General features: G+C 69.6%; 17 protein-coding genes and 1 tRNA gene. 8 read left to right on the top strand and 10 right to left on the bottom strand.

Translation table 11 applies throughout. The features are described 5' to 3' along the window. Window positions 1–83: 83 nt before the first annotated feature. Window positions 84–425, top strand: a complete 342-nt coding sequence (locus BLS25_RS07685; protein WP_074694980.1) for a DUF7882 family protein — start codon at window positions 84–86, stop codon at window positions 423–425. A 9-nt stretch (window positions 426–434) separates the two neighbouring features. Here BLS25_RS07685 and BLS25_RS07680 read toward each other — a convergent pair whose 3' ends face one another. Further along, complete coding sequence (locus BLS25_RS07680) at window positions 435–1,874, bottom strand: sensor histidine kinase (protein ID WP_074694979.1); 1,440 nt, start codon at window positions 1,872–1,874, stop codon at window positions 435–437. Continuing rightward, entirely contained in the window at window positions 1,871–2,545 is a 675-nt protein-coding gene (locus BLS25_RS07675; RefSeq protein ID WP_056231404.1) for a response regulator transcription factor, read from the bottom strand. The genes BLS25_RS07680 and BLS25_RS07675 overlap by 4 nt, the downstream gene beginning before the upstream one ends. Window positions 2,546–2,690: 145 nt before the next feature. Between BLS25_RS07675 and BLS25_RS07670 the strand changes: the two genes are divergently transcribed. The 3 genes from BLS25_RS07670 (at window position 2,691) to BLS25_RS07660 (ending at window position 4,851) form a co-directional block, all read left to right on the top strand. Further along, window positions 2,691–3,242, top strand: coding sequence for a hypothetical protein (locus tag BLS25_RS07670; protein ID WP_074694978.1), 552 nt, complete (start codon window positions 2,691–2,693; stop codon window positions 3,240–3,242). A 139-nt stretch (window positions 3,243–3,381) separates the two neighbouring features. After that, window positions 3,382–4,188 (top strand): hypothetical protein, encoded by an 807-nt coding sequence (locus BLS25_RS07665; RefSeq protein WP_081349737.1) that lies wholly within the window; start codon window positions 3,382–3,384, stop codon window positions 4,186–4,188. Window positions 4,189–4,347: 159 nt separating this feature from the next. After that, window positions 4,348–4,851, top strand: a complete 504-nt coding sequence (locus BLS25_RS07660; RefSeq protein ID WP_056231415.1) for a DUF3145 domain-containing protein — start codon at window positions 4,348–4,350, stop codon at window positions 4,849–4,851. A 155-nt stretch (window positions 4,852–5,006) separates the two neighbouring features. Here BLS25_RS07660 and BLS25_RS07655 read toward each other — a convergent pair whose 3' ends face one another. From BLS25_RS07655 to aceE, 6 genes are all read right to left on the bottom strand, one after another. After that, window positions 5,007–6,245: a beta-ketoacyl-[acyl-carrier-protein] synthase family protein gene (locus BLS25_RS07655; protein ID WP_056231419.1), complete on the bottom strand. Its 1,239-nt coding sequence runs from the start codon at window positions 6,243–6,245 to the stop codon at window positions 5,007–5,009. A 68-nt stretch (window positions 6,246–6,313) separates the two neighbouring features. Beyond that, window positions 6,314–6,562 (bottom strand): acyl carrier protein, encoded by a 249-nt coding sequence (locus BLS25_RS07650; RefSeq protein WP_022880558.1) that lies wholly within the window; start codon window positions 6,560–6,562, stop codon window positions 6,314–6,316. 67 nt (window positions 6,563–6,629) lie between these two features. Next, window positions 6,630–7,634 carry a beta-ketoacyl-ACP synthase III gene (locus BLS25_RS07645; RefSeq protein ID WP_056231429.1) on the bottom strand — a complete coding sequence of 335 codons (1,005 nt, stop codon included), beginning with the start codon at window positions 7,632–7,634 and terminating at the stop codon, window positions 6,630–6,632. After that, complete coding sequence (locus BLS25_RS07640) at window positions 7,631–8,551, bottom strand: ACP S-malonyltransferase (RefSeq protein ID WP_074694977.1); 921 nt, start codon at window positions 8,549–8,551, stop codon at window positions 7,631–7,633. Before BLS25_RS07640 ends, BLS25_RS07645 begins: the two co-directional genes overlap by 4 nt. Before the next feature lie 82 nt (window positions 8,552–8,633). Beyond that, complete coding sequence (locus BLS25_RS07635) at window positions 8,634–9,890, bottom strand: PucR family transcriptional regulator (RefSeq protein WP_056232370.1); 1,257 nt, start codon at window positions 9,888–9,890, stop codon at window positions 8,634–8,636. 40 nt (window positions 9,891–9,930) lie between these two features. Continuing rightward, entirely contained in the window at window positions 9,931–12,657 is a 2,727-nt protein-coding gene (aceE, locus tag BLS25_RS07630) for a pyruvate dehydrogenase (acetyl-transferring), homodimeric type (protein ID WP_074694976.1), read from the bottom strand. Window positions 12,658–12,909: 252 nt separating this feature from the next. Here aceE and BLS25_RS07625 point away from each other — a divergent pair, with 252 nt between their 5' ends. Beyond that, window positions 12,910–13,605: a DUF1345 domain-containing protein gene (locus tag BLS25_RS07625; protein WP_056231440.1), complete on the top strand. Its 696-nt coding sequence runs from the start codon at window positions 12,910–12,912 to the stop codon at window positions 13,603–13,605. Here the strand turns inward: BLS25_RS07625 and BLS25_RS07620 are convergent. Both BLS25_RS07620 and BLS25_RS07615 read right to left on the bottom strand, forming a co-directional pair. After that, window positions 13,602–14,264: a CatA-like O-acetyltransferase gene (locus tag BLS25_RS07620; protein WP_074694975.1), complete on the bottom strand. Its 663-nt coding sequence runs from the start codon at window positions 14,262–14,264 to the stop codon at window positions 13,602–13,604. The genes BLS25_RS07625 and BLS25_RS07620 overlap by 4 nt on opposite strands. A 45-nt stretch (window positions 14,265–14,309) precedes the next feature. Then, a tRNA-Val gene (locus tag BLS25_RS07615) sits at window positions 14,310–14,382 on the bottom strand. Window positions 14,383–14,466: 84 nt separating this feature from the next. Between BLS25_RS07615 and BLS25_RS07610 the strand changes: the two genes are divergently transcribed. From BLS25_RS07610 to BLS25_RS07600, 3 genes are all read left to right on the top strand, one after another. Next, window positions 14,467–15,042 (top strand): helix-turn-helix domain-containing protein, encoded by a 576-nt coding sequence (locus BLS25_RS07610; RefSeq protein ID WP_056231447.1) that lies wholly within the window; start codon window positions 14,467–14,469, stop codon window positions 15,040–15,042. Between the two features lies 1 nt (window position 15,043). Then, the gene (locus BLS25_RS07605) at window positions 15,044–15,556 is read left to right on the top strand and encodes a hypothetical protein (protein ID WP_056231451.1); all 513 of its coding nucleotides are present in this window, start codon (window positions 15,044–15,046) and stop codon (window positions 15,554–15,556) included. Between the two features lie 121 nt (window positions 15,557–15,677). Further along, on the top strand, window positions 15,678–16,406 hold the full coding sequence (locus BLS25_RS07600; RefSeq protein ID WP_056231456.1) for a zinc ribbon domain-containing protein: 729 nt from the start codon (window positions 15,678–15,680) through the stop codon (window positions 16,404–16,406).

Here is a 16,406-nt window from a genome sequence, read left to right as displayed (position 1 = left end):
CAATGAAGAGGCCCCCATTGCTGCGCCCCAGCGCGGTCCCCACGAAACACGGTTCGATTCGTCGAGCCAGAAAAGGACCTGTGATGGGACGTCTCATCTATCGTGACCGCGCGTCGTTCGACATCGACGACCGCATCCTAGCCCACCTCCGCATCGTCGTGATGAACAAGCTCCGGCGCAACGAGGGCTTCATGCTGCAACTGCCCGTCAACGAAGGCGTGCGCCAGGCCAGCCTCTGGATCCACGCCTCGAACGCGCTGGTCCTGCAGTTCTACGGTGGCCGGGAGCCGGCGATCGACCGCGCCCTGGTCGACCAGATGATGCACGACGCCAGTGGCGCCGACGGGCTCACGCTCACCGCCGCGGGAATCGCGCCGGCGACCACGGCGCCGCCGCGGCAGCCGGTGGGCGGTCGCTCGGCCTGAGTTCCGGAGTCACCCTGCTGCTCGCTGCTCGAGCGGCAGGGTGACCTCGAAGCGCGCACCGCGATCGCTGTCGACGCATCGCACGTCGCCGCCGTGCGCCCGCGCGATGCCGCGCGCGATCGGCAGCCCCAGGCCCACCCCTCCGAAGGCCGCGCGCGCATCGTCGAGGCGGACGAGACGCTCGAAGATGCGCTCGCGGTCCGCCGGTGGCACGCCCGGCCCGTCATCGGTGACGGCCACGACCGCGGTGGACCCCCGCCGTTCGACGGCGATCGTGACCCGTCCGGTGCGATCCGTGGCACGAGCGGCGTTCTCGATGAGATTCGAGAGCACCTGCGCGACGCGGTCGGGGTCCGCGTGGACGGGAACCGTGGCATCCAAGATCTCCGTCCGGATGCGCAACGAGGGGTGCACGAGAGGAACGCGCTCCGCCTCGGCGGTGACGAGGGAACGCAGATCGAGGTCGGCCCGGGAGAGCTCGAGGCCGCGGTCGACGCGCGCCATAGTGAGCAGGTCGTCGACGAGACGCGACGCACGCGCGGCCTCGCGGGCGACGTGCGCGGCGAGCACCTCGCGTTCGGGTCCGGCGAGGTCGGCGCGGACGAGGGTGTCGGCGGCGGCACGGATGCCGGCGACCGGCGTGCGCAGTTCGTGCGCGGCGTCGGAAAGGAAGGCACGCAGCCGCTGCTCCGCGTCGACGGCCGCCTGCTCGGCCCCCACGACGTCGTCGAGCATGTCGTCGAGGGCGGTCGCGACGCGCCCGATCTCGGTGTCGGGTCGCGTGGGGTGCAGGCGCCTCTCGCGCTCTCCGGAACCGATGGCGCGCGCCACCCGCGACACCTGGTCGAGGGGGCGCAGGCTCCGGCGCACCACCAGGGTGACTGCCCCCGCGGCGAGAACGAGAACCCCGATGGACGACAGGGCCATGATCCACCGCACCTGCACGAGCGTGTCGTCGATCCCCGCCGCCGATGCCGTCAGCGTCAACGTCGAGCCGTCGCTGAGGGTCGAGCGGAGCGTGACCAGGTCGCTGTCTCCCGTCACCTCCGAGGCGACGACGCTGACGTCGCTCGAGCCGGTGGGCTGCGGAGTGGACCGGGCACCCGGCCCTCCGCCTGGACCGCCGGGGCCGCCCGGAGGGCCGTCGCGCAACTGCTCGGGGCTGGGTCCGGCGACGACGGAGTCCCCGCTCGCGCCGTCGATGCGCACGGCGAGTCCCTGGTCGGACAGTCGCTCGGCGAGGTCGGAGTCGTCGACGGTGCCCACGAGGGATGCCGCCGCGGCGGCGCGATCGCGAAGACGGTCTTCGATCTGACCGCGCAGGCGCGCACCCAACGCCACGTCGACGACGATCGCGAGCACGACGAGCAGGAGCGCGACCAGGGCGACCACCGCGACGATCGTGCGGCGACGCAGCGACCCCGATCTGAGCGGGGGAGAGATGCTCATCGTTCCTCGCTCAAGCGATAGCCGAGCCCGCGGACGGTGTGGATCAGCCGGGGGCCGCGCTGCTCCATCTTGCGCCGGAGGGCGCTCAGGTGCACCTCGACGAGATTGGGGTCGTAGTCCTCGTAGCCCCACACTTGCGTGAGGATCTGCGCTTTCGAGAGCGTGCGTCCGCGGCTCTCGGCGAGAAGCTGCAGCAGCCGGAACTCGGTGGCCGTCAGCTCGAGCGACACCCCGCCGCGATGCGCCGTCGCCGCGTCGGGATCGACGACGAGATCGCCCACCGACACGGTCTGCGGCAACCGCCCGCGACGGCGGAGGACCGCGCCGCTACGCGCGACGAGCTCGGCCATCGTGAACGGCTTGACGACGTAGTCGTCGGCCCCTTCCGCGAACCCGCGCAGGCGATCGTCGACCTCGTCCCGAGCGGTCAGCATGATCACCGCCGTGTCACCGGCGGCTCTCACGAGCGGAAGCAGACGGATGCCACTCGGCCCGGGCATCATCCAGTCGATGATCACGAGGTCGGGGCGGAACGAGGCGAGACGGTCGCTGAGATCGGTCCCGTCGGGCGCCGCCTCGGTGAGGAAACCGTCGGCGCGCAGGGCCGTGGTGACGGCGATGCGGATCGTCTCGTCGTCGTCGAGGACGAGCACGCGGGCAGCGAAGGACATCCGGGCGACGATACGGACGCGGGCTGTACGCCGGTTATGGCTTACCTATGCGAAGCAGGCGGGTGCGCGGGCTTCAGGTTCGCTTCAGTCCCGGCTCAAAGTCTGGTCTCAGAGCCGGTGACCGACACCGGACGGGAAGAGAATCATGAACGACGACAACCCCACGCTGCCGCTGCCGCGACAGGACGAGACCCCCGAACCCCGCCGCCGCTCGTGGCGCGGACCGGCGCTGATCGCTGGCGCCGTGATCGTGGCCGCCGGCCTCACCGGCGGAACCGCCGCCCTCGCGGCGCAGAGCAACGGCGCGGGGTCCCTCGCCGCCTCGTCGACCTCGGCGCCCAGCGCCGACGGCGGATCCACCGGACCGGGTAGCACCCCCGGTACCACCCCGACCCCGGGGGCCTCGCCCACAACCCCGGCCGACGGCACGGCTCCGACGCCTCCCGCGGACGCAACCGCTCCGGCGGCACCCGCCGATGGCAAGGAACCCGGCGCGTGCGGACCTACCGGCCCCGGTGGGCCCGGCGCCCCGAAGGGCGACGCTGCCAAGCCCGCACCGCCCGCCGACGGCACGGCGCCCACCCCTCCCGCCGACGGGCAGAAGCTCACGCCTCCCGCGCCTCCGGCCGATGGCACCGCTCCGACCCCGCCCGCGGAGGGAACCGCTCCGACTCCTCCCGCAACGCCGGGCAGTTGAACAGCGCCCCGCGCTGACCGCGCGCCACGCCCTGCGCGTGCAGCACGCGGTCAGCGCGGTGGGGCACGATCGTTCGGTGGCGAGAACTCGGACGCGCCGACGGCGGACGCCCCGGCAACGGCTGATCCGGCGACGACGCATGACGTTCGCCGCGGTCGCCATGGTCCTCGTGGGCCTGATCGCTCTGGCGGTCATCCCCCTCGTCTCCCTCACCGCCGCGTGGAACACGGAGGCCCGGCGCGAGGCCATCGACCTCACCTCGTTCGATCCCGGCCACCTCATCGACGACGAGCAGTTCTACGACGGCGACGCCATGACGGCCGATCAGATCCAGTCCTTCCTCGACGACGAGGTGGGGGAGTGCCGCAACGACTCCTGTCTCTCGGTTCTGCGGTCCGACCTGCCCGCGCGGGGACCGATCGTCTCGGATGCCACGGGCCGCACGATCTGCGAGGGCTACGACGGGGTACAGCTCACCGCCGCCCAGATCATCGATCGCCTGCAACGCGCGTGCGGGATCTCGGCCAAGGTGCTGCTCGTCACCCTCCAGAAGGAGCAGAGCCTCGTGTCGGGCCGAACGGCGCGCGCCCCGTCACCCCAGCAGCTCGGTGCAGCAATGGGGGCGAGATGCCCCGACACCGCCCCGTGCGACGCCGGTGCCGCCGGATTCGGCGCCCAGGTCGCCCAGGCCGCCACCGATCTGAAGTCGTACAGCGCCTCGGACTTCATGCGGCAGCCGGGAACGCACTATCTCGCCTATTCACCGGATCCCTCGTGTGGGGGTTCAGACGTGACGATCGCGAACGCGGCCACCGCGGCGCTGTACAACTACACGCCGTATCAGCCGAACCCGGCGGCCCTCGCCGCGCGATGGGGGACGGGCGACGCCTGCTCGGCGTACGGCAACCGCAACTTCGCGCTCTACTGGGCGCTGTGGTTCGGCTGACACCCGCTGGGCCGATCGCGCGGCCGCCCCGCGGGACGCGCGGAGGAATCACAGTGTTGTGATTTCGTTATGCACGGGCGATAATGGCCGGACAACCGAACAATCGCCGGCACTCCATCACAGGTCGTAGGGGAAGACGTACCTGACGAAGGAGAAACCATGGCGATCACGTCTTCGCGCGGAGTGATCCTGATCCACTCCGCGCCCCGCGCGCTGTGCCCCCACCTCGAGTGGGCGGTCGGACGCGCTCTCGGCCGCGCCGTCAACTTCGACTGGGCCGAACAGCCCGTGTTGACGGGCAGCCGTCGCGCGGAGTTCTACTGGGAGGGCCCCGTCGGTTCCGGCGCAGCACTCGCGAGCGCGATCCGGGGGTGGGAACACCTGCGCTTCGAGGTGAGCGAGGATCCCACGCCCCGCAGCGACGGCGGACGCTGGATGCACACGCCGGGTCTCGGCATCCACTTCGCTCAAACCGATTCGGCCGGCAACGTCGTCATCGCCGAGGATCGCGTGCGCTACGCGATGGAGGTCGCGGCCGGCGACCCCTTCGAGCTGCAGCGCGAACTCGACGTCGCCCTGGGCTCGGCCTGGGACGAGGAGCTCGAGCCCTTCCGCCACGCCGGAGACGACCAGCAGATCGTGTGGCTGCACAAGGTCGGATGAGCCCGTCGAGTGGGGGAGGCGCCACTACCGGAGGTCGGTGAACACACCCGGCACCGGGAACGCGTATCCCTCGCTTGACGAAACGAGAGCCCCCTGGCATCCCCGATCGCAGTCGGGGGGATGCCAGGGGGCTCTCGTCGTGACGGGGAACGCGCTCAGACCGAGGCGATGGCGACGACGGCGTTGTGCCCGCCGAAGCCGAAGGAGTTGCTGATCGCGAGCTGGTCTCCCGCGCCGAGCTCGACGGGCGATCCCGAGAGCGCGAACGGAACCTCGGGGTCCTGCTCGGTCAGGTTGATCGTGGGGGGCGCGACGCGGTTCTGCAGGGCGAGAACCGTGAAGATCGCCTCGAGGGCTCCGGTGCCGCCCAGAAGGTGGCCGGTGGAGGCCTTTGTGGCCGAGACGGGGATCTCGTCGACCCGATCGCCGAAGACGGCGCGCAGCGCCTTGTACTCGTTCGGGTCGCCGACCGGCGTCGAGGTGGCGTGCGCGTTGATGTGCGTGACGTCGTCGACCGACGCGCCCGCCATCTCGAGTGCCATGTGCACGGCGCGAGCGGCGCCATGACCCTCGGGGTCGTTCGCGGTGATGTGGTACGAGTCGGCGGTGACGCCACCGCCCACGATCGACGCGTAGATCTTGGCGCCGCGGGCCTTGGCGTGCTCCTCGGTCTCGAGGATCAGCACGCCGGCGCCCTCGCCCATGACGAAGCCGTCGCGGTCGATGCTGGCCGGACGCGAAGCGGTCTCGGGCGAGTCGTTGCGCTTCGACAGCGCCTGCATCGACGCGAACGAGGCGATCGTGATCGGGTGAATGGCCGATTCGGTTCCACCCGCGATGACGACGTCGGCGAGGCCGTCGCGGATGTGCTGCACCGCGTTGACGATCGACTCGGTGCTCGAGGCGCACGCCGATGCCACGGTGCGCGCGAAGGCGCGGGCGTTGAAGTGCAGCGAGAGGTTACCGGCGGCCGCGTTCGGCATGAGCATGGGCACCGTCATCGGCATGACGCGACGCGGGCCCTTCTCGCGCAGGGTGTCCCAGGCGTCGAGCAGCGTCCACACGCCGCCGATGCCGGTGGCGAAGTCGACGCCGAGGCGGTCGGGGTCGATGTCGGGCGAACCCGCGTCTTCCCACGCTTCTTTGGCCGCGACCATGGCGAGCTGCGACGAGGGGTCGAGCCGCTTGGCGACGGGTCGCTCGAGCACGGTCTCGGGGCGCACGAGCGCCTCGGCCGCGAAGGTGACGGGCAGGTTGTACTGCTCGACCCACTCGTGCTCGAGGGAACGGGCGCCGGAGGTACCGGCGAGCAGGGCGGACCAGCTTTCGGGGGCCGTACCGCCGATGGGCGAGGTGGCGCCGATGCCGGTGACGACGATGCGGGGTGTGCTCATGAGCGAAGAATCCTTGGTGCGGCCGACAGGTCGTGACCGGTGGGGGCCGAAGCCCCCACCGGGAGGTGTCAGGACTGGTTCGACGTGATGAAGGTCACGGCGTCGCCGACGGTCTTGAGGTTCTTGACCTCGTCGTCGGGGATGGTGACGCCGAACTTCTCCTCGGCGTTGACGACGATCGTCATCATCGAGATGGAGTCGATGTCGAGGTCGTCGGTGAACGACTTCTCGAGCGCGACCTCGTCGGCCGAGATACCCGTCTCGTCGGTGATGAGCTCGGCAAGGCCGGCGAGAACCTCGTCGTTGGTGAATGCCATGATGTCTCCTGTTTCTTGGGGGCGGGCCTGTCAGGCCCCGATCAGTCTAGGGTTCGGTGTCGCCGCGTCAGGGCAGCACGACGACCTGCGCGCCGAACACCAGTCCGGCGCCGAAGCCGATCTGCAGCGCGAGGCCGCCGCTCAGCTCGGGGTGTTCCTCGAGCAGGCGGTGGGTGGCGAGGGGGATGGATGCCGCGGAGGTGTTGCCGGTCGTCTCGATGTCGCGACCGATGACGACGGTCTCGGGCAGGCCGAGCTGCTTGGCGAACTCGTCGATGATGCGCATGTTCGCCTGGTGCGGCACGAAGGCGGCGAGGTCGGCGGGCTCGATGCCCGCGGCCTCGATCGCCTGACGGGCGACCTTGACCATCTCCCAGACGGCCCAGCGGAAGACGGTGGGGCCCTCCTGGCGCAGGGTCGGCCACGGGGCGACGCCGTCGCGGAAGTCGGTGAGCGTGGCGTTCATGCCCACGGCGTCCGCTTTCGAACCGTCCGAGCCCCACACGGTGGGTCCGATGCCGGGGGTCTCGCTCGGTCCGACCACGACGGCGCCCGCGCCGTCGCCGAGCAGGAACGAGATGCTGCGGTCGGTGGGGTCGACGACGTCGCTGAGCTTCTCGGCGCCGACGACGACGACATGCTTCGCCAGGCCCGCCCGCACGAGGGCGTCGGCCTGACCGACGCCGTAGGCGAAGCCGGCGCACGCGGCGTTCAGGTCGTAGGCGGCCGCGGGGTTCGCCCCGATGCGGTCGGCGACGATGGCCGAGGCCGAGGGGGTCTGCTTGGGGTTGCTGATCGTCGCGACGATCACGGCGTCGATCTGGTCGGGGGCGATGCCCGACTTCTCGACGGCTTCGCGCGCGGCCTCGGTGGCCAGATCGATGGCATCCGTGTCCTTGTTCGCGCGGACGCGCGTGACGATGCCGGTGCGCTGGCGGATCCACTCGTCGCTGGAGTCGATGGGCCCCACGAGGTCGTCGTTGGGCACGAAGTTCTCACCGCGCGCGGCACCGTAGGCGTAGATGCGCGTGTGAGCGGCTCCCTGCAGCTGACGGAGGGTGGGGGTGCTCATGCCTGGTCTTCTTTCAGGAGTGAGACGGCCGCGTCGAGGTCGTCGGGGGACTTGACTGCCACGGTGGGGGTGCCGCGCAGTGCTCGCTTCGCAAGGCCCGTGAGGGCACCGGCGGGCGAGAGTTCGATGATGCCGGTCACGCCCTGCTCGGCGAACGAGGCCATGCAGCGGTCCCAGCGCACGGGCGACGAGACCTGGGCCACCACGAGGTCGAGAGCGCGGCGGCCCTCGGTCACGACGGAGCCGTCGGAGTTGGTCCACAGCGTCGTGGCGGGGTCGCTCACCTGCACGTCGTCGGCCGCGGCGTGCAGCGTCTCGACGGCAGGCTCCATGAAACGGGTGTGGAAGGCGCCCGCGACCTGCAGCGGGATGACGCGAGTGCCGCGCGGGGCCTCGGCGGCGAGCTCGGCGAGGGCGGGGAGTTCGCCGGCGGCCACGATCTGCCCGCCGCCGTTGTAGTTGGCGGGGGTGAGTGCGAGCGCCTCGAGGCGTTCGAGCACAGCGGTCTCGTCGCCCCCGACGACGGCGCTCATGCCGGTCTCGACGGTGGCGGCGGCCTCGGCCATCGCACGGCCGCGCAGTCCGACCAGGCGCAGCGCGTCCTGGTCGGAGAGCACTCCGGATGCCGCCAACGCGGCGATCTCGCCCACCGAGTGCCCCGCGACACCGGCGACGGAGGTCGTGGCGCGATCGTTCAGCGCAGTCCACGACAGCAGGCTCGCAGCGACGATCAGCGGCTGGGCGACGGCGGTGTCGCGGATCTGATCGGCATCCCATTCGGTGCCGGCGGCGACGAGGTCGACGCCCGCCTGCTCCGAGAAGGCCCCGAGACGCTCGCGCGCTCCGTCGAGTTCGAGCCACGGCGAGAGGAAACCGGGGGTCTGAGAGCCCTGCCCGGGGAAGACGGCGATGATCACCGTTCCATCCTGCCAACGATCGAGCCCACGCTTATGGAGATATCGACACAGATATACGGCGTGTCTTTGTGCGCGCCGTGCATCAGCGCGCCAGGGGCGACCGTCGACCCACGGGTCCGCGACGGCGCGTGGCATCCGTTCCGATCGATCCCAGGATCAGCGCGGTCTGCAGGATGAGCGCCTCCCGGGGGCCCGTGGCATCCCATCCGATGACCTCCGACACGCGCTTCAGGCGATAGCGGACCGTGTTGGGGTGCACGTACAACTCGCGCGCCGTCGCCTCGAGCGAGCGCCCGTTGTCGAGGTAGCTCCACAGCGTCGCCACCAGATCGGCGCTGTGCGCCTGCAGCGGCTGGTAGACGCGATCCACCAGCGTCTGCTTCGCAACGGCGTCGCCAGCGAGGGCGCGCTCGGGCAGAAGATCATCGGCCTCCACCGGCCGCGGGGCATGACGCCACGCGCGGGCGACGGCGAAGCCGGCGAGGGCGGCACGAGCGCTCTGCCCGGCGTCGACCAACGCGGGGACCGCCGGTCCGAGGACGAGATGGCCCGACCCGAAACCGGGCTCGAGACGCTTGGCGATCTCGGGGAAGGGCAGTTCGGCGGAATCCTCTCCACCGCGCGCCGGCAGGTCGGCACGACCGACCACAAGCACCAGGCGCGAGCCCTGCACGCCGATGAGCACGTCGACGCCGAGCTTGCGCGCGGTGCGACGCACCTGGTCGACGTCGAGTTGCGGGGGAGTGGTGCCCACGAGCACCGCGACCTCTCCGTGGCCGTGCCAGCCGAGCGCGGCGATGCGGCTGGGGAGTTCGTCGTCGGCCTCGCCGGTGAGGATCGAGTCGACCACGAGCGCTTCGAGGCGAGCGTCCCAGAGGCCCCGGGCCTCGGCGGCGCGTGCGTAGACGTCGGCCGCGGCGAAGGCGACTTCGCGCGAGTACGACAGCATCGCCTCGCGCACCTTCTCGCTGCGTCCGGCGACGCGCTCTTCCATCACCTCGACGGTGACGCGCACGAGCTGCAGGGTCTGCGTCAGGCTGACGCTGCGCAGCAGCTCACGAGGGGCCGCGGCGAAGATGTCGGCGGCGATCGCCGGAGTGGATGCCGGCTCCTCGAACCACTGCAGGAACGAGGTGATGCCGGCCTGGGCGACGAGCCCGACGGCGGACCGCCGGGCTGGCGGCATCTCGGCGTACCAGGGAAGCGTCTCTTCGAGGCGCTGGATGGTCGCCGTCGCGAGATCGCCCGAGATGCGCCGCAGCCAGGTGAGGGTGTCGGCCTTCTCCTGCGCGGCGGCCGCGACCGCGCCCGCAGACCGGTCGGGCCCGGCCCCGCCCATGGAGGCGGAACCGGACCCGTCGGTGGTGCTCGTCACGCGCTCAGGCCTCGCCACCCGCGTTGCCGCTGGTACCGGCGTTGACGTCGTGCAGGCGGTACTTCTCGATGGCCTGACCCACGACCGCGCCGTCGACCTTGCCCTCGGCGGCCAGCGCCTGCAGGGCACGGACGGCGAGCGACGGACCATCGATCTTGAAGAAACGACGGGCCGCGGCACGCGTGTCCGAGAAGCCGAAGCCGTCGGCGCCGAGGGTCCAGTAGTTCTGGGGGACCCACTGGCGGATCTGGTCCTGCACCGCGTGCATCCAGTCGCTGACGGCGACCACGGGGCCGTCGGCTTCCTTCAGCTTGTCGGTGAGGTAGGCCACGCGGGGCTCTTCCTCGGGGTGCAGGAAGTTGTGCTCGTCAGCGGCGAGACCGTCGCGGCGCAGCTCGCTCCACGAGGTGACCGACCAGACGTCGGCCGTCACGCCCCAGTCGTCCTTCAGCAGACGCTGGGCCTCGAAGGCCCACGGCACACCGACGCCCGAAGCGAGCAGCTGCGTCCGGGGACCATCGCCCTCGCCCGCCGAGATGTGGTGGATACCGCGGACGATGCCGTCGACGTCGACCCCCTCGGGCTCGGCCGGCTGCACGTACGGCTCGTTGTAGACCGTCATGTAGTACATGACGTTGGGGTCGGGGTGGTTGCCGCCGTACATGCGCTCGATGCCCGAGCGAACGATGTGCGAGATCTCGTAACCGTAGGCCGGGTCGTACGACACGGTCGCCGGGTTCGTCGAGGCGAGCAGCTGCGAGTGGCCGTCGGCGTGCTGCAGGCCCTCACCGGTCAGGGTGGTGCGACCGGCTGTGGCGCCGATGATGAAGCCGCGAGCCATCTGGTCGCCGGCCGCCCACTGGGCGTCGCCCGTGCGCTGGAAGCCGAACATCGAGTAGAAGACGTAGACCGGGATCAGCGGCTCGCCGTGGGTCGAGTACGCCGTGCCCGCCGCGGTGAACGCCGCGAGGGCGCCCGCCTCGTTGATGCCGACGTGGATGATCTGACCCTGCGGGCTCTCCTTGTACGCCAGCAGCAGCTCGCGGTCGACGGAGGTGTAGTGCTGACCCTTGGGGTTGTAAATCTTCGCCGTCGGGAAGTACGCGTCCATACCGAACGTGCGCGCCTCGTCGGGGATGATCGGCACGATGCGGTGACCGAAGTCCTTGACCCGCAGCAGGTCCTTCAGCAGACGCACGAACGCCATGGTCGTGGCGATCTCCTGCGTCCCCGATCCCTTCTTGGGCAGCGCGTACGCGGCGTCACCGGGCAGCTCGAAACCGACGTGCGTGGTGCGGCGCTCGGGCAGGAACCCGCCGAGCGCGCGACGACGCTCGAGCATGTACTTGATCGTCTCGTCCTGCTCACCGGGGTTGTAGTACGGCGGCTGGTACGGATTCTCGTCGAGCTGCGCGTCGGTGACGGGGATGTCCATCGCGTCGCGGAACGACTTGAGGTCGTCGAGTGTCAGCTTCTTCATCTGGTGGGTCGCGTTGCGACCCTCGAAGTGCGGACCGAGGCCGTAGCCCTTGATCGTCTTCGCCAGGATGACGGTGGGCTGACCCTTGTGCTCCTTGGCCGCCTTGAACGCCGCGAACACCTTGCGGTAGTCGTGGCCACCGCGCTTGAGGCCCCAGACCTGCTCGTCGGTGTAGTCCTTGACGAGCTCGAGGGCACGCGGGTCGCGACCGAAGAAGTTCTCGCGCACGTAGGCGCCGTTCTCGGCCTTGTAGGTCTGGTAGTCGCCGTCGGGGGTGCTGTTCATGAGGTTGAGCAGCGCGCCCTCGGTGTCGCGGGCGAGCAGGTCGTCCCACTCGCGGCCCCAGACGACCTTGATGACGTTCCAGCCGGCACCACGGAAGAAGCTCTCGAGCTCCTGGATGATCTTGCCGTTACCGCGCACCGGGCCGTCGAGGCGCTGGAGGTTGCAGTTGACGATGAAGGTCAGGTTGTCGAGGCCCTCGTTCGCCGCGACCTGCAGCTGACCGCGGCTCTCGACCTCGTCCATCTCGCCGTCGCCGAGGTAGGCCCAGACGTGCGAGTCGCTGACGTCTTTGATGCCGCGGTTCGACAGGTACTTGTTCGACATCGCCTGGTAGATCGCGTTGATCGGGCCGAGGCCCATCGACACGGTAGGGAACTGCCAGAACTCCGGCATGAGGCGCGGGTGCGGGTACGACGGGATGCCGTTGGGCGCCTGCGACTTCTCCTGACGGAAGCCGTCGAGCTGCGCCTCGGTGAGACGGCCCTCGAGGTAGGCACGGGCGTAGGCGCCGGGGGAGGCGTGGCCCTGGATGAAGATCTGGTCGCCACCCGACGGGTCGTCGAGGCCGCGGAAGAAGTGGTTGAAGCCCACTTCGTAGAGCGCCGCCGACGAGGCGTAGGTGGAGATGTGGCCGCCGACGCCGATGCCGGGACGCTGAGCGCGGTGCACGGTGACCGCGGCGTTCCAGCGGATCCACTTGCGGTAGCGGCGCTCGAGCTCCTCGTCACCGGGGAACTCGGGCTCGTTTTTCTGCGAGATCGTGTTGATGTAGTCGGTGGTCGGAACCATCGGCACGTTCAGGTGCAGTTCTTTCGAGCCCTTGAGCAGGCTCAGCATGATCTCGCGAGCGCGAGCCGGACCCTTCGCCTGGACCAGCTGGCGCAGGGATTCCTGCCACTCCCCGGTCTCTTCCGGGTCGCTGTCCTGCGGCCCCTGCGAATACGGATCCTGGTCGTGAACAGTCACGGAAGACCTTTCGTCGTCTGGCAGGTCATGCCAGAGAATCGCCATACGAGTGCGGCAACCCTTGTTCGCTCCGCACAATCAACCAGCGTCCAGCCTAGCGAGTCGGAACGGGATCGGATGCGCGGCGGGCGCGAGCGATCCTCGCCCTGCGCGCAGACGGTTCGATGTCGAGACGAGTGGATGCCCGTCGAGAACGCCTGCAGCCCCCGCGCCGCGACAAGGCGCTCGAGGACGCAGGTCTACCCTGAGCCCGTGAGTACCCATGAGCGCGAGGGCTTCCGCACCCGGCCGGAGCATCGCTGGCCGGTCCTGATCGCCCTGGCCGTCGGTACGGGGCTGTACGCGGTGCTGCCGAATGAGGCGTCCGGCGTGCTCCGCTACGTCGTCGTCATCGCCGGCGTGCTGTGCGCCATCCCCATGGTCGTGACCAACCCCTCCCGACTGTCGCGCGAGTCGGCGGTCGGGAGGGGGTTCGCGCTGGCGTTCACCGCCGTGCTGCTCGTGGCGAACCAGGTCGCGTTCTTCCTGCTCATCCAGCAGCTGCTGCGAGGGGAAGGAAGCGGGGCCGGCACCCTGCTGGGGGCTGCGCAGGTATGGGCGATCAACGTCATCGGCTACGCCGTCGTCTACTGGGAGATGGACCGCGGAGGGCCCATCGCTCGCCGTCGCGACGCACGCGACGAGCTTCCGCCCGCGGACTTCCAATTCCCGCAGGACTCCGACCGCGACGCGGTGAGCGAGGTTGCCCGCCGTTCGTCCGACACCGAGGACTGGGCGCCCGGGTACGTCGACTACCTGTACTTCTCGGCATCCAACGCCATGGCCTTCAGCCCCACCGACGTCATGCCCCTCAGCACGCGCGCGAAGCTGTTCATGATGGTGCAGGCGGTGTCGGGGTTCATCCTTCTCGCGCTGGTGATCTCGCGCAGCGTGAACATCCTGAACTAACGCGACGCCGTCAGCCAGGTCGGGGCGCCCATCAGGTCCTCGAGCTCGGTGACCAGTCGGGCCGCGTGGAATCCGTCTGCGACCGCGTGGTGGAGCTGCAGGGAGAGGGGCATGAACAGGCGCTCGCCGCGCTCGACGTACTTCCCGATGGTGACGATGGGGGCGAGGTGCGACGCGCCGTTCTCGATGTTGAGGGTGAAGCCCGTGAAGCTCGTCCACGGCACGCTCGATACGTCGAAGGTGTTGCGGGGCGGCTCACCCTGCGGGAAGAAGTCGAGACTGTTCGCGTGCGCGGCGATGGTCTGTTCGGCGCTCGCGTGGAAGGCCGCGAAGTCCGAGTCGTACGGCACCCAGAGACAGGCGAACGTCTCCCGCTCCGCGTGGAAGACCGTGAAGGCCGGGTGGACGACGTTCCAGACGGCGGGCGCGCCCGCTTCGTCGACGCGCATTCGGAATTCCGGATGCCGGTTCACGATCGACGCGATGGCCCAGATCTGCGCGATGGAGGTGCGGCACCCCGATGCGCGCCGAACCGCCACGAAGTCGGTGACGTCGATCTCGACGGTCATCGCGTAGGTGCAGGGCGACGAGCGCAGGTAGTGCTCGAAGTGCTGACGTCGGGGCCACGTCTCGAGGTCGATCGGAGTGAGCTGGTCCATCCGCCCATGATCCCAGGAGAGAAAAGACAGTGCGACTGAAAGGGGTGGGCCCTGCCGGGATCGAACCGACGACATCCACGGTGTAAACGTGGCGCTCTACCAGCTGAGCTAAAGGCCCTGGTCCGTCCGATCCTAATCGGCCCCGTCGATCCACCGAGACGGGAACCTTGTAATATGGCACGTAGTACATATTGGAGGGCGCGTGACGACCGCGACACCGCTGCTTCGCGCCGCTCGCAAGAGCCGCAATCTCACGCAGAAGGCCATCGCCGATCGGCTTCACGTCGATCAGGGGCGCATTTCGCGCGCCGAGAGTGCGGGCGAGCTCGAGTATGGAACGGTCGAGCGCATTCTCGGCGCGACCGGCCACCGGTTGTACTCTGCCCCCACTCGTCGCGACGATGTCGCGACTGCCGCGTCGTCCATTCGCTCGCATCTGCGGCGCGGCGATCGACACCGCGCGCTTCGCGCGTTCATCCAACTCAGCGACGACCTTCAGGCCGAACGCGGGCTCATCCGTGGAGTGCTGGTGGTGGCCGAGCCGGAGCCCACCGGGGAAGCCGTGTGGGACTCCGCGCTCGCCGCGCTCGTCTCTCTTCGCCTCAATGAAGAGAATCTGCCGCATCCGGAATGGACCAAGACACCGAACCGGCACCTCCCGTCACCGAGGACACTGGAGGTAGACCCCGCCGACCCGCGCCCTGGCCCCGGCGACGTACCGGAAGAATTCCTCGAGCACGGTGTCCTCATCTGGAGCGACACCCTCGCGAGCGTCTGAGGTGCCCATCCTCGGGCGGGACGACATCGTCGCAGCATTGCGCGATCTCGTCGAAGAACTCGTCGCCAGCGGGGATCGCGTCGGCATCCGCCTCGTCGGGGGAGCCGCAATCGCGCTCCGCCATTTCGAACGGGAATCCACAAACGACCTGGATGCAACAGGGGTGACGAGCCAGGACGATCATGCCGTCGCCGAGGCGGCAGCGCGCGTCGCCGAGCGACGCGGATGGCCGAAGGATTGGTTGAATTTCGAGGTCGACCAGCTCGGAGCAACTCCCTGGATCGGTCGCCCTGCCGAATGGGAGAACCTCTACGACGCCGATGGTGTGGTCATCGAGGTCGCTTCGGCGGAGACGCTGCTGGCGATGAAACTTCGAGCAGGACGCCCCGGTCGCGATGTCAATGACATACGTCGGCTGCTTCATCTGTGTGTAGTCGGCACCATCGATGCGGCGGAGGACCTTTATGAGGGGTACTACCCCGGCGACAGCATGAGCGCACGGACGCGGGGATAGTTGAGCGGATCCTCGAAGAAGCCTCGCCACCACCGCTCCACCCGGTCGACCCGATTCGGTGGTGACCGCGCACCAGGTACGCGTACCGCGGATGTCCGAGGCCCGGGGTAGCGTGGGGGACGTGAATGCCGATCCCGCCGACCAGCGCAAACTGCTCGACCTCGCCGACCTCGACGCGCGTATCCACCGTGACGAGAAGGTCGCCGGCAACCCACCGCAGGCCGACCGCGTGCGCGAGCTCATCGCGCAAAGGGCGACGCTCACGCAGGAGCTTTCGACGCGCGCCAACGTCCGCGACGACATCAACGCCGAACTGAAGCGCCTCGAGTCCGACGTCGCCGTGGTCGACGCCCGCATCGCCCGCGACACCGAGCGACTTGCCGCGTCGTCGAACCCCAAGCAGGCCCAGGGCTTCGAGAGCGAGCTGACCTCGCTCAAGCGGCGCAAGAGCGACCTCGAAGACATGGAGATCGCGCTCATGGAGCGGCTCGAGGCAGCTGATGCCGCTGTCACCGAGCAAGAGGCAGTGATCGCCGACACCAACGCGCAGGGCGCTCAGCTCAGCGCCGAGGCCAAATCCACCGTCACCGACGCGACCACGCGACTCGAGGGCGCGCGCCGTGATCGTGAGGCCGTGGCCGCTTCGGTTCCCGCCGACTTGCTCGGGCTCTACGAGCGGCTCGCCTCGCGCGGCAACGGTGCCGGACTCCTGCGTGCCGGGGCGTGCGAAGCGTGCCGCATGGTGCTTCCGCCGAGCGATCTCGCCGTCGTCCGCCGCGCGCAGACAGACGAGGTCGTGTTCTGCCCCGAGTGCGGCGCGATCCTCGTCCGCACCGAAGAGTCCCGATGA

The sequence above is a fragment of the Microbacterium testaceum StLB037 genome (assembly GCF_900104345.1).
GTDB lineage: Bacteria > Actinomycetota > Actinomycetes > Actinomycetales > Microbacteriaceae > Microbacterium > Microbacterium testaceum_A.
Note: the sequence above shows the minus strand (reverse complement) of the source record. Positions and strands in the feature narration are given on the sequence as shown.

Bases quoted from the DNA above. Each gene is read 5' to 3' on its own strand.
- BLS25_RS07685 (WP_074694980.1), top strand. From the start codon at position 84: ATGGGACGTCTCATCTATCGTGACCGCGCGTCGTTCGACATCGACGAC.
- BLS25_RS07680 (WP_074694979.1), bottom strand. From the start codon at position 1,874: ATGAGCATCTCTCCCCCGCTCAGATCGGGGTCGCTGCGTCGCCGCACG.
- BLS25_RS07675 (WP_056231404.1), bottom strand. From the start codon at position 2,545: ATGTCCTTCGCTGCCCGCGTGCTCGTCCTCGACGACGACGAGACGATC.
- BLS25_RS07670 (WP_074694978.1), top strand. From the start codon at position 2,691: ATGAACGACGACAACCCCACGCTGCCGCTGCCGCGACAGGACGAGACC.
- BLS25_RS07665 (WP_081349737.1), top strand. From the start codon at position 3,382: ATGACGTTCGCCGCGGTCGCCATGGTCCTCGTGGGCCTGATCGCTCTG.
- BLS25_RS07660 (WP_056231415.1), top strand. From the start codon at position 4,348: ATGGCGATCACGTCTTCGCGCGGAGTGATCCTGATCCACTCCGCGCCC.
- BLS25_RS07655 (WP_056231419.1), bottom strand. From the start codon at position 6,245: ATGAGCACACCCCGCATCGTCGTCACCGGCATCGGCGCCACCTCGCCC.
- BLS25_RS07650 (WP_022880558.1), bottom strand. From the start codon at position 6,562: ATGGCATTCACCAACGACGAGGTTCTCGCCGGCCTTGCCGAGCTCATC.
- BLS25_RS07645 (WP_056231429.1), bottom strand. From the start codon at position 7,634: ATGAGCACCCCCACCCTCCGTCAGCTGCAGGGAGCCGCTCACACGCGC.
- BLS25_RS07635 (WP_056232370.1), bottom strand. From the start codon at position 9,890: ATGGGCGGGGCCGGGCCCGACCGGTCTGCGGGCGCGGTCGCGGCCGCC.
- BLS25_RS07620 (WP_074694975.1), bottom strand. From the start codon at position 14,264: ATGGACCAGCTCACTCCGATCGACCTCGAGACGTGGCCCCGACGTCAG.